The sequence below is a fragment of the Delftia sp. ZNC0008 genome (genome assembly GCF_000799035.1).
GTDB classification, from domain to species: domain Bacteria; phylum Pseudomonadota; class Gammaproteobacteria; order Burkholderiales; family Burkholderiaceae_C; genus Comamonas; species Comamonas tsuruhatensis.
On sequence record NZ_JTKZ01000578.1, the window covers coordinates 1 to 13,089 of the forward strand.

Sequence of the window (13,089 nt, forward strand, 5' to 3'; positions counted from 1 at the left end):
CCGGCCCAGCTGCCGCTGGCCGCCTCGGGCACGCCCTTCACGGCACCCGTTGCTGTGCTTACGGGGCCCGGCTGCGCGGGCCCCTGCGAACTGTTCGTTGCCTGGCTGCAGCACAGCCAACGTGCCGACATCGTCGCCACCAGCGCCACGGCTGGCGCCACCGGCCCCGCCACGCGCGTGCACCTGCCGGCCGGCTTCATCGTGCAAGTCCCCCTGCTCGCAGAAACCGGCCCCTCTGGCGGCAACAACCCCGCCGCACAGGCCCAAGGCGTGACCCCGCGCCTGCGCGTGCCCGTGGACGCGGCCTTCACCGCCTCCATCCAGGCCGGTGGCGACCCGCTGCTGGACGCCGCCGTGCTCCACCTGGAACGCGCCCGCGCTGTGCAGGCATCGCGCTAGACCCGCAATCCACCCTATTCCAAAGAGCTTCGACCATGCCGCTTGCCATTACGAGCCAACCCGCAGGATCTCAATTCGCCATCACCGCCGATGCGCAAATGCCCACCATTACCGTGACTGCCGTCTTGCAGAACGAAGCACTGCCTGCGGGAGCCACGCCCATCTATGAATGGTCGGCCACTTTGATTTACGACGGCGGCAGCGATGTCAGCAAGACACGGTTCGGCAACAAGCAGCGCACCCAGCACAGTCCCATCGCGTCGCAGACCAGTGCCAACGCCAGTTGGCGCATTCCCTTCACCGAAGTGCGAGGTGGCAGCCTCACCGTACAAGTCATCTTGCGTGCTGGAGGCTTGGAACGCCGTGCCAGCGTCAGCTGGCTCATCGTGGGCCAAAACCCATCGAGCACGGCCATTCGAGCATTCGCCAACGGCATCGGTGCAGACAGAGTCGTGTTCCGCAAGAAGATGCGGCAGGAAAGTTCACTACATCAGTTCCTGTCACCTCCCGGCCACTGGCCCAAGTACAGCAGTGACGGCAAAGGCGGTGTGGGTCTATGCCAGCTCACAACGCCACCGCCTACCGCAGACCAGACCTGGAGCTGGAAAGAGAATGTGCGCGGCGGCTGGACGCTTTATCAGGAAAAGGAGCGCATCGCCCGCAGCTACCCGCGCACCGTGCGCAAAAGCCAGCAATTCAGCAACCTTGTGGCTGCGTGGAACCAGGCACGGGCAAGGCAGGGGTTGCCAGCCATCCCCGTGGAACTGCCGGACTACACGGCCGAGCAGTTGGAACGCGACACATTGCGCGGCTTCAACGGCTATGCCAATGGCCTCCACGAGTACCGCGTGCGCCAGCAGGACGGTCAGCTGTTTGTCACGATCAACCCCGCTGGAACACTGGGATTGGCTGAATGGGAGCAGGTTCCGGTTTCAGAGCGCGGCACCAAGGGCGATCCCAACTATGTAGAAAACGTGCTGGGCAGGGAGGACTTTTAGCCATGCCCGCCCGTTCTATCGTCATTCACCTCATGAAGGCTTCCGCAGCCATGGCTGCCATAGCGATGGCCGTGGGCTGCTCTTCCAGCGCCGACCAGATGCGGGCCGCTGCACATCCTTCGGCCACACTCGCTACGGCAGCAACGGCCAAGGCACTCGACCCCACAGACCGCAGCCAGTATCGCTATCTGTATGCCGTGTACTGCAATGGCCGAGTGGATCGACTCGATCTGAAAAGCCAGACCAAGACAGGCAGTTTTCAGCTCTCCGAGCGAAGTGGCGAACCACCCGCGGTGCCAGTGCAAAGCGCAAGCACCTCCTTCGCCGACAGCTGCCAGATTCGCCCCGCAGCTACGGACGACATGCAGGATCAGGCCGCAGGCCTGGTGAATCTGGTGGCAGGCGATGGCACGGGAGCCGCTGCCGATGGCCGACAGTCCTATCGGTTGCTGACGTTTTCCCTGCCCGGCTGGACCCTGCTCGGAACCCGTGACCTGGGCCGCTTCGAGAACGGCCAGCCGCACATACGGCGGGCCAAAGACGGCTCCCTTGTCGCCGTACACAAGCCGGATGGCGACCTGCGCACGCAGTTAACACAGCAGGCCAAGGCATACGCCGGTGGCGAATCCCTGGAGGATCTCCGGGCGGAGGAAACGTCGGCAGGCCGCGTGCTGCTGAGCTACCGCCTCCCGGGATCAGACGGCTTGGGCTTTGCGCTGTCGGACCGCGAGCGCGCACTCACGGTGCCGTTGCAGGCGCTGCCCGGCCAAAGCCTGGCCCCTGGATGGCGCCTTGCGCCAGGCGGCCGCTACGTGCTGCTGACCCTGAACAAGCTCGTACCCGTGGAGCGGGGCCTGCGGCAGTTGGCCACCACCGGCGAGATGCGTCTGTACGACGCACAAGGCCGGCAGCTGGCCACGCTGAACGATGCCCGCGTCGCTGGGCCCTCCATGGTCTTGATGCCCAAGGAAGACATGGACCGCGACACACCGCGTACGGCCGGCCACTGGCTCAACATCGCGCTCACCCCGGATGGACTGGCCGTGTTCGCCGATCCACTGGGCAACTACCACTTCGTCGAACTGGGGCATGTCTTCGGCCTGGACCCCGTCGTGGGCCTGGACGCCGACGACTATGACAGCCGGCTGCCTGGTCTGGTCTATGCAGCGCAATAGGCAATCCCTTTCCATGCACGGAAGCGCCACCGCCAGCGCCATCGGCTTGACGCTGCTGTGCCCTGGCCTGGGCATGGCTGAGACAGCGGCCCCCACAGCACCCATCCAGAACCCCCACCGCTATCTCTACGCCGTGTACTGCAACGGCACCGTTGACAGGCTGGACCTGGTCCAGCAAACCAAGACAGGCAGTTTTCAACTATCAGAGCGCAGCGGCAAGCCTGCGGCCATTGCGGCGCTGCCATGGCCAGGAGTTCGACCTGGCGGCTGCCTTGCCCGCCCTGTCGTCACGCCGGATGCACAGGGAAGCAGTGACGGATTGGTGAGCATCGTCGCCAGCAGCCGGCTGGACCCCGATGCGGACGGCCGCAAGCCCTACCAACTGCTGACCTTCGCCCTGCCGGGCTGGACGCTGCAGCAAGCGCGCAATCTGGGCAGCTTCGATGCATTGCCCCGCCTGGCCCGCGCCGCTGACGGAACCCTGGCCGTGCAGCCCCAGGACAAGGACCCGGCCGCTGCCATGGCCACGCAGGCCCGGGCCTGGACAGCAGCGGATGCAATGGCCTGGACCAGCGTCCAGGCGTGGTCGGCAGGCAATGTGCTGTTGACCCACGCCCTGCCCGGCCAGCGTGGCATGGGCGCAGCACTGGCGCTGGGCGCAGAGGCGCGCATCGTGCACCTGGCCGAGTTCCGCAGCGGTGGCAACGACATCCCGCCCGACCTGCACCTGGCGCCGGGCGGCCGGTTCGTGCTGGCCGGCCTGAAGCGCTCCGTCCCTCTGGGCCAAGGCCTGCGCAAGGTCGAAGCCACCGGGGAGCTGCGGCTGTATGGCGCGGATGGCCGGCAGACCCGGGTGTTGAACCAGGCGAGCCTGGCCGGCAGCGTGCTGGCCCGGAGCCAGTCCCACAGGCTGGACCCGGACCAGCCCGGAACAGACAACGACTGGTTCAACGTAGCCCTGACGCCGGACGGCCTGGCGGTTTTCACCGACCGGCGCGGCAACTACCAGTTCGTTGCGCTGGGCCAGTCCTTCGACAGCGCCCCTGTCATGGATGGCGCCCAGGATGACGCCGACGGCGCCCGTCCGAGACTGGTGTACGCAGCCCGCTAGCAGCAAAGGACCTTCCAGCCACCCCATGCAAGCCCTTCATCGACCGGCGCACGCAGGCCCCGCCATCCAGGCCTGAAGCCCCGACCCCTCTTCCACCTCAAGCACCTCGAGATCCGACACCATGACACGCAGAGTCACCATCAACACCCCCCTGGCAGACCAGCTGCAGTTGCGCAGGCTGCAGGGGCGCGAGGAAATCAGCCATCTGTTCGCCCTGGAGATCGACCTGCTCAGCGAGGACGACAGCATCGATCCCAAGGCCCTGCTGGGCAAGGGCACCACCGTGGTGGTGGAGACGCAGGACGGCGGCAAGCGCTACATCGACGGCCTGGTCACGGCCTTTGGCATGCGCGGCCAGGACGAGCACCGCAACTTCCTGTACCGCGCGCGCCTGTCGCCCTGGCTGTGGCTGGCCACGCGCCGCAGCGACTTCCGCATCTTCCAGAACAAGACCGTGCCGGACATCATCAACGAGGTCCTGGGCATCTACGGCCACCCCATGCAGCAGCGCCTGACGCGCTCCTACCGCACCTGGGAGTACTGCGTGCAGTACAACGAGACGGACTTCCAGTTCGTCTCGCGCCTCATGGAGCACGAGGGCATCTGCTACTACCATCAGCACAGCGCGGGCCAGCATGTGCTGACATTGGGCGACGATGTCATCGCCTCGCACGACCCGCTGCAGGGCGGCGCCGTCATCCCCTTCCACCCGCCGGGCAAGGCCGCCGTGGCGCGCGAGGAATGCATACACGCCTGGGAACTGCACCAGCGCGTCAAGCCCGGCCGGCACTACAACGACGACTACGACTTCAAGAAGCCCCGCGCCGAGCTGTCCAACATGCGCCGCAACCCGCCCGGCCACGCGCACGACGCCTACGAGATCTACGAATGGCCGGGCGGCTACACCGAGACCGGCGACGGCGAGGACTACATCCGCGTGCGCCTGCAGCAAAGCCTCACGCGCCAGAGCACGGTGCAGGGCAGCTCCAACCACCGCGCCATGGCGCCGGGCTACACCTTCACGCTGGACAACTATCCGCGCGGCGACCAGAACCAGACCTACCTGGTCACGGCGGTCGACTATGCCTTCGAGGAGAACCCGCGCGTCAGCGACGGCGGCAGCGGCGAAGGCTCGGTGCAGAAATTCGTGCTCCAGGCCCAGCCCACCAGCCTTCCCTTCAAGCCCCAGCGCATCACCGCCAAACCACGTACCACGGGCCCGCAGACCGCCGTCGTCGTGGGCCCCGCAGGCGAAGAGATCTGGTGCGACCAGTACGGCCGCGTCAAGGTGCAGTTCCACTGGGATCGCATCGGCGGCATGAACGAGAACTCCAGCTGCTGGATGCGCGTGGCCACCAGCTGGGCCGGGCCGGGCTTTGGCGCGGTGCACATCCCGCGCATCGGCATGGAAGTCATCGTGGACTTCCTCAACGGCGACCCGGACCACCCCATCGTCATGGGCTGCGTCTACAACGCCTCCAACATGCCGCCCTGGGCACTGCCGGCCAACGCCACGCAATCGGGCATCAAGACCCGGTCGAGCAAGGGCGGCGCCCCAGGCGCGGGCATGAAGAACGGCCAGGGCGACGCCAACGCCATCCGCTTCGAGGACAAGGCTGGGCAAGAGCAGCTTTGGCTGCACGCGCAGAAGGACCAGCTCACCGAAGTCGAGAACGACGAGGACAAATGGGTGGGCAACGACCGGCGCAAGACCATCGACCGGGACGAGACCAACGTCATCCACCGCGACCGCACCGAGACCGTGGACCGTGACGAGACCATCACCGTGCACAACAACCGCACGGAGCGGGTGGACCACAACGAGAAGATCAGCATCGGCGACAACCGCAATGAAGACGTTGGCATCGACGAGAACATCTCCATTGGCAAGAACCGCAGCAAGACCATAGGCCGCAACGAGAAGGACAAGATCGGCAACAACTGGTCGATCAAGGTGGGCAGCTTCAAGACAGAGACCATCGGACTGGCCTACATGCAGAACGTGGGCCTGGCCAAGATGGTGAACATCGGCGCCGCCTACAACGTCAACGTGGGCGCGGCCATGGTGGTGAATGTGGGGCTGAGCCAGAGCACGACGGTGCTCATGAACCGCAGTGTTTCAGTGGGTCAGAACCAGTCCACCAGCGTGGGCAAGAACCGCACCGACGACACGGCCGACAACCATACGGCGACGGTCGGCAAGAACTCCGCCACCACCGTGGGCGAGGTGCAGACGATCACGGTAGGCAAGGAAATGGCCATCACCGTGGGTGACGCCATCGAAATCAAGTGCGGCAAGGCCGTGTTGCGCATGACCAGCGACGGCACCGTGCAGGTCAACGGACAGACGATCTCCATCAGCGGCAGCTCCAAGGTGACCGTTTCCTCCCCTGACAGCCACATCAACCCCGCTTGAAGGAAATCCCATGGCAATCGCACAAAAACGCCTTCCTGCCAAGCCATCCGACGTCGATGAGGCGCAACGCCTGCCGTCCAACGTACAGCTCCTGGCCGGGCAGGTCGTCGAGGTACTGGGGCAAGACCTCTATCTGGTGGCGTACACGCACGATCCCGCACTTTCGGTGCAAGCGCCTGCGGGCGTGCTGCTGCCGGTTCTGGTTCCGGGAGACGAGGTTTTGCTGGCAGTCCAGCCGACGGGGCGTGCCACGATCACCGCAGTGCTCTCACCCGCACCCACGGCGCCATGGGGACAAAGGAGCATCCACCTACAGTCGCAGGACTGCATCACGCTGGCCTGCGGGCAGGCCACGCTGAAACTCACGGCCCAGGGGCTTGCTCGCCTGGTGGCATTAACGATTGAGCAAGATGCGCGGGATCTGCTTGATCTGGACGCGGCCGAAGTCCGCATTAATTGAAGGCTGGCTCAGAGATGGATCTGAACACTTTCAAGATCACTGAGCACATGCGCGGCAAGCGTGTGTCGCCATATGAGGATCAGGTGCCCATGCTCGGGCTCGATGATCAGCGTGTCGAATTCCGGGCGTGCAGTGCCACGTTCACCGCGGAGCACCCAGCTCAGTTGCGGCCGGATCGCAGGCACGACGGTAGTGCCCATGCCCTGCGCGCTCAGGTTCATCCAGGCGATCTTCGTTCCTGGCTGCACCTGCTCGCGCCTGAACTGCATCCGGGGATGGGCGCAATTCCACGCGGCGGGATCAAACGAAGCCGGCATGCGCGTGAGAAGGCCTGGCGATGCGTCAACCTCCTTGCCCGTATAGCTGCCCCAGAGGGCGCGACGCGGCAACCAACTACGGCCTATGCAGCCGAAGCCGGCCGGCGAAACCCGGTCGACTGCAGAGCGAACCGGATCGTCAGGCCATTCGAGCTGATGCATGGGCTCGCCCTCCCGGGGCAGTCCTGCACTGAAGCCTGCTCCGATCGGATTGGCTCCGTGGAATACCTCCGGCTTTTCGGCATCCGCTCCCCCGAAGGCAAGGTTATAGGTAACAGGGACTTTCAAGGCGGGCTCCACCTCCTGTGCCAGGGGCAGCACTCCCAGGCGTCGGCGCCAGACCCGCTTGCCAAAGACTCTTATGACGCGGCTTTCACCGCCCACGGCCAGACCCGCATCGAAGTGGGCAGCGGGCTTGCCACCAGGAGCGTAGGCATAGCCGTTGAACAGCACATCCACCCGAGACTTGAGCGGAGCGATATCGGCCTCGTGGCGTACCACACCCATGGGTCCCTCCGCGCCAAAGAACTCATCGCCGCGAAACACAGGTACTGCATTGCCCTGGGCCACCGCGCGCCCTTCGAAATCCAGCGTGGCCTTGATCACCACGGTGGAGCACAGGGTGCCGTCGGCGCCATGTCCCGGCAGTATTTCCGCAGCAAACGGCGTCAGATTGTCCAGCATCGCTTGGGTTCCTCCTGGGGCGCATTGTCCCCCATGCATTCTCTTTCCGAGGGGGCTGCCAGGCTCTTTTCATCATGACCGTCATCGACCTTCCCATTCCCAGAGCCATCGACATTCCTGTGTCGGCCCAGCCGGCAGTGCGCATGGCCCGGACCCTGGTAACCCAGTACTGGCGCCGCTCCCATTTGCTGCAGCGTCCCGCGTCGCGCCCCGACGCATTTGCCGTGTTCGACGACAGCATCGTGCAGGCGCTGAGCGGCCTGAAGCAGCACCTGATGCACGCACCCGAGCTGGACCATGCCTGCCAGCAGGCCATCGAAACAGCTGGCGCTGAAATCCTGGATGAGCCCTCCCGCATCTTCGCGCTGGCCTGCCTGCAAGCCCTGCACCTGCAACGCAAGCACATTCACGATGGGCTGGAGCGAACGCTGGGAGCCCATCTCCAGGCCCAGCCGAACGCGGTATTCAACGCCATGCGGTTTTGCTTCGACAACACCGTCGCCGAATACTTCACCTGGCTGCTCTCCCAGGGACAGCACAGGCAGAGCGCGCCATTGGCACAGTTGCTCCAGCGCCTCGCAATTTCCCGGCCGGCTGTCAGCGACGAATTCGCACAAGCCATCTCTGCATGGACATCCGGTCTGCCGGGCGGCCTGGCGGCCCTGTGTGATTGGCGATGCACCGGGCGTGGCGATGAAACCAAGGCCATCGCAGCCACGCAACAAGACAGCGATGCGCAGGCCGCCTTGCTGGCGCTGGCGCTCATGGGCAGCCGGCAGGAAACGCCTGTGGCACGCACTCTTTTGGCCCGGATGCCGCATTCCACCGTGGCCTTGGCCCTGCTGGCCGCCAGGGATGGACATGCGCTGGCAAGCGCCTTGCGGGAAGGCCGGCATCCCCAAATGCCCTGGGGCCTGCAGGTATATGCGGCCTCACTTGTGGGAGACGTTCCCCTGCTTCGCCAGCTCGCTGCCCATACGGCCTGGGACGACGAAGAGGCATGCCGCACCCTGGCTGACGCCACGGCCCTGCTCACAGGAGAACCCGCCGACATTGCCTTTGACTTGGGTCACGAGGCATCGGGCCGCTCCGCCACCATCGACGCCGCTTTGGCCGCACTTCCTCTGTCAGGGCCGGCCCTGCGTCTCGGACGCCCCCGCACGCAAGTGGTTCTGCAGGAGGCCGTGGCCATGGTAGGCGCGCCCTTGCGCCACCTGCTCTATCTGGAACACCTCTCACGCGTGGGCGCAGCGCTGTGGATCGAGGCCGACGATCTGGCCGTCGTTCAGGCCCTGGCCTGCAGCACGGCCTCCGTGATCGAACGTGCGGCATTCAACATCGGCAGGGCACAACCATGAACCCTCTCGTCATCGCGGCCACTGGTGCATGCACCCCCATCGGGACCCGGGCCTGGCAGACCGGCTGCGGCTTCACTGCACGCCAGTCGAGCTTTACCCGGCAGGCCATCACCGGTCAGGCCGAGCACCGTGCCACCGTATCCCGGGTGCAAGCCATTGATGCAGCCTGCAAAGGAACGGAACGCCTGATCCGGCTCGCAGCCCCTGCCCTGCACGAAGCCTTGCGCGGCCAGCCGGCGCCTGCCGCAGGCTGGCCGCTGCAACGCCCCATCCCCCTCTTCGTGGCACTGCCCGACTCCTTGCCTGAACTGCCGGGCTGGATAGACGCCGGCCGATTCGCACTGGAGCTTCCCCGCGCACTGGACCTCGCCGCAGAGTTCCTGCCCATCAAGGTCTACCCGGGCGGCGCAGTGGCAGGCGCCGATGCGCTGTCGCAGGCCTATCGTTTCATGCACGACAACCCCTCGGTGCCCGAAGTGATCATCGGCGGAGTGGACAGCTTCGTGGACACGGAGATCGCGGACGTGCTCTACCAGCGTCGCTGGGCCAAGGTCAACGGCGTCTGCGAAGGCTTCATTGCCTCGGAAGGCGCAGCCTTTGTACGGCTGTCCCGCAAGCCGGCCACTGCAGATTTCGTCACGGTCTATCCACCATTCTTTGCAGACGAGCCACGCTCACGCCTGGACAGCGACACCCTGCCCGATGGCCGCGCACTGATCGAGGCCAGCCACGGTGCGCTGAAGGCAGCGCACATGCCGGTCAACGCCCTGCACTCCTATTGGTCAGACATGGATGGCTCGTCGTGGCGGGGCGCAGAGCTGGCCAGCCTCTCCGCGGCGCTGGCGTCACAGGGCGGCCTGCCGCAAGCCCAGGACCCGGCAGCACTGCTTGGTCAAATGGGCGCGGCCTGGGCGCCTCTCATGCTCAGCCTGTTCCATGAGATGCGCCAGTGGCTGACGCACCCCGTCATGCCGTCGCCCCTGGCAGGCCACGCAGGCCTGCTCACGGTCACCGGGCTGAACACCCGCGTGGCTGCCTGGAGCGCCACCTGGAATCGCCATGCCCGCACGGCAGGAAGATCTTCCGCAGCCGGGCGGCGCCAATCCTCCATTTCCCAAGAGTCCTGAGTCCATCCATGGCCACCTACGTCAACGACCGCCGCGCCATCCACGAAGGCCGCAATCCGGCCATGATTCCTGGCCCGATCAACCCCGTCTTTCCCAAGCCCCAGGGACCACCGGTTCCCATCCTCAACATGGCCCATGGCCCGGGCCTGAAGAACGGCACGGCCACGCTCAAGATCGATGGGCACCCCGTGGCCGTTGCCGGCAGCCGCTTCGAGTCCATACCCGCCACACCCGACAAGCTCGGTGGTATCGCGGGCGTGCGTTCCGGCGTTGTCGGCGGCGCGGCCGAGCCCACCAGCTACAGCAGCGATACCAAGTTCGAGAGCCGGGGCAGCGTGCGGTCCTTCGACACGACCAAAAGCAACGCCATGGTCATCAATCCTGGCTGGGCCATGCGCCTTGCCATGAAGGCGCTGCCCGGGCCGTATGACCAATTGGCGCAGAAGGTGATCGAAAAGCTGCCGGGCGCCTTCTCCAGCCAGCTGTCGGCCCTTGGAGAAAGCCTGACCGATCCCAGCGCGCTGATCGGGCCCGCCCTCAAACTCGTAGGCAAGCTCATTCCCGGCGTCAACCTCGTCGTCGGAGGGGCCGCCATGGCCCAGGCGGCCGAGCAAGTCGCCGAACTCGCCCAGGAAATCCAGGAGCTGCTGACACCGCCGCTGACCGACGAAAAAATCGACCAGATCGCCGAAGTTATCGCCGATGGCGTGGCCGCCATCACCATTGGCTTTGTCCTGGGCAAGATCGCCCAGCGCGCCAAATCGCGCCGCAACCCCGTGGCACAGCGCACGGACAACAGCGTCAATCCCAACACGCAGGGCAACATCATCGATAACGCCTCCAAGGGAAGCATTGCCACGCCACCGACCTGCGAGCTGGGCACATGCCATCCCGTGATCTTTGCCACAGGCACCAAGATCCTGCGCGACACGGATTTCGAATTGCCCGGCCCCATGGCCCTGACCTGGCAGCGGTACTACCGCTCCAGCGACCGCCGTCCTGGCTGGCTTGGATGGGGATGGAGCACGCCCCTGTCCACCGAACTGGTGCTGGTCCACGATGCGGTGCACTACTACGACGCCCGCGGGCGCCGCATACAGCTGCCCGTGATTGCCGCCGGGACCAGCCACTTCGACCCGCGCGAAAAAATCACCGTCACCCACCACCAGCAAGGCGGCTGGAGCGTTGAAAGCGCCGATGGCACCCGGCACCTGTTCGCCCCCCCGGCCACCGGTCAATGGCGTCTGCCACTGGTGCACCTGGTGGACCGCAATGGCAACACCATCACCCTTCACTACCCGGCCTACACCGCCACAGGCATCGATGGCCGCGCGCCCCGCCCGCTGGGACTGACCGACAGCGCTGGCCGCAAGCTGCGCTTCACCTGGAGTGAAGACCAGGGACCCTCCGGCCCGCTCCTGCAGGAGATCCACCTGGAATCCCGTGTGATCGACGGCGTGGAACAGGTCGGCGGCCTGCTGGCACGCTATGCCTATGGGACGGATGGCAACGTCCCGGATGACGCCCACGCCAACCTCCAGTCCGCCACGGATGCCATGGGCGGCGTGGCGCACTATCGCTATCGCCAGCACCTGATGGTGGCCTACAGCAGCCGCACCGGTTTCACCTACCACCAGGAATGGAGCCGGCTTGACGCGGGCGGCCGCGTCGTGCGGACCTGGACCGACGAGCCCGGCACGCTGGACACCCGCTTCGACTACGACCTGGGCCGCCGCACCACCCATGTCACCGACGCCCTGGGCCGGCGCAGCAGTTACGAATACAACGCCCGGCATGAGGTCATCGCCATCGTCGAACCCGGGCCGGATGGCCAGCCCGTCCGATCCGAGACGCGCATGGACGCCGCCGGCAACCCGCAACAGGGGCGGGACGCCATGGGCCGCACCACCCGCTGGCAATTCGACGGCCAGGGCAACCTGCTGGCCGTCACGGACGCATCGGGCGCCACCACCCGCCTCAAGTACAACCAGCTCAACCTGCCCGAAGAAGTCACCGACGCGCTGGGCCATGTCTGGCGGCAGGCCTACGACGCCCAGGGCAACCTGGTCGAGCGCCTGGACCCGCTCGGCCACGCCACGCGCTGGAAATACGACACGCGCGGCCTGCCCGTCGCCATAGAAGACGCGCTGGGCAAAACCCGCCATCTGCAGTGGGACGAAGCCGGACAGCTCGTGGCCTACACCGACTGCTCGGGCCAGGTCACGCGCTATGCGTGGGACATCCTGGGCAACCTCGTGGCCTCCACCGACGCCCTGGGCCAGACCACCCGCTACCTTCACGACGCGCTTGGACGCCTGCGCCGGATGTGGGGCGCTGATGGTTCCGAACATCACTATGCCTACGACCCCCAGAGCAACCTGCTTTCCTACACCGACCCGCAAGGCGCCATCACCCGCTACACCTACAACGGCCTGGACCAGCCCGTGGAGCGCCGCGATGCGCTGGGCGGCACGCTGCGCTACCGCTATGACGCCGTGGGCAGGCTCATCGCCCTGCAGAACGAAAACGGCGCCGTCACCAGCTTCACCTACGACGCCGCAGACAACCTGATCGAGGAAACCGGTTTTGACGGCCGCATACAGCGCTACCGCTACAACGCCGCCAGCGAACTGACCGAACTGCACGAGCGCGATGCCCACCAGCCCCCGGACACGCCCTACGATCCACGGCCCGACGCAGCCCTGCCCAAGCGCACGCTGTTTCGCAGGGATGTGCTGGGCCGCCTTGTCGCCAAGATCCACGTGGGCAGCGACGCGGCAGGTAATGGAGACGGAGGAACCACCACCTATGGCTACGACCTGCTGGGCCGCATGCTGCATGCCAGCAACCCCGATGCACATGTGCGCTTCGCCTACGACGCTCTATCGCGGCTGGTGGAAGAGACCCAGGTACATATGGCGCCCAGTGCAGACGAGCAGGCGCTGGCGACCTACAGCTATCGGCACGCCTACGACGCGCTGAGCAACCGCACGGACTGCTGGCTGCCCGGAGGCCGCCACGTCCAATGGCTCTACTACGGCTCG

At 65.9% G+C, this 13,089-nt stretch carries 10 protein-coding genes; 9 read left to right on the forward strand and 1 reads right to left on the reverse strand.

The window, feature by feature from the left end; genetic code table 11:
* From L995_RS19085 to L995_RS19110, 6 genes are all read left to right on the forward strand, one after another.
* On the forward strand, positions 1–399 hold a 399-nt coding region (locus L995_RS19085), incomplete at its 5' end, for a S41 family peptidase (RefSeq protein WP_047473019.1).
* A gap of 35 nt (positions 400–434) precedes the next feature.
* Positions 435–1,397: a hypothetical protein gene (locus L995_RS19090; protein WP_047473020.1), complete on the forward strand. Its 963-nt coding sequence runs from the start codon at positions 435–437 to the stop codon at positions 1,395–1,397.
* Between the two features lie 2 nt (positions 1,398–1,399).
* Positions 1,400–2,572 carry a hypothetical protein gene (locus L995_RS19095; protein WP_156136103.1) on the forward strand — a complete coding sequence of 391 codons (1,173 nt, stop codon included), beginning with the start codon at positions 1,400–1,402 and terminating at the stop codon, positions 2,570–2,572.
* Positions 2,573–2,585: 13 nt separating this feature from the next.
* Positions 2,586–3,683, forward strand: coding sequence for a hypothetical protein (locus L995_RS19100; protein WP_047473022.1), 1,098 nt, complete (start codon positions 2,586–2,588; stop codon positions 3,681–3,683).
* Between the two features lie 121 nt (positions 3,684–3,804).
* A complete protein-coding gene (locus L995_RS19105) occupies positions 3,805–6,099 on the forward strand; it encodes a type VI secretion system Vgr family protein (RefSeq protein ID WP_047473023.1) in 2,295 nt (764 codons plus the stop codon).
* 10 nt (positions 6,100–6,109) lie between these two features.
* Positions 6,110–6,559: a hypothetical protein gene (locus L995_RS19110; RefSeq protein WP_017405412.1), complete on the forward strand. Its 450-nt coding sequence runs from the start codon at positions 6,110–6,112 to the stop codon at positions 6,557–6,559.
* 8 nt (positions 6,560–6,567) lie between these two features.
* Here L995_RS19110 and L995_RS19115 read toward each other — a convergent pair whose 3' ends face one another.
* On the reverse strand, positions 6,568–7,560 hold the full coding sequence (locus tag L995_RS19115) for a DUF2169 family type VI secretion system accessory protein (protein WP_047473025.1): 993 nt from the start codon (positions 7,558–7,560) through the stop codon (positions 6,568–6,570).
* A gap of 74 nt (positions 7,561–7,634) precedes the next feature.
* On the opposite strand from L995_RS19115, the gene L995_RS19120 reads away from it, so the two are divergent.
* From L995_RS19120 to L995_RS19130, 3 genes are all read left to right on the forward strand, one after another.
* Entirely contained in the window at positions 7,635–8,918 is a 1,284-nt protein-coding gene (locus L995_RS19120) for a hypothetical protein (protein ID WP_047473026.1), read from the forward strand.
* Complete coding sequence (locus tag L995_RS19125; protein WP_047473027.1) at positions 8,915–10,045, forward strand: 3-oxoacyl-ACP synthase; 1,131 nt, start codon at positions 8,915–8,917, stop codon at positions 10,043–10,045. Before L995_RS19120 ends, L995_RS19125 begins: the two co-directional genes overlap by 4 nt.
* Positions 10,046–10,053: 8 nt before the next feature.
* The coding region (locus L995_RS19130) for a DUF6531 domain-containing protein (RefSeq protein WP_047473028.1) at positions 10,054–13,089 on the forward strand (3,036 nt) is incomplete at its 3' end.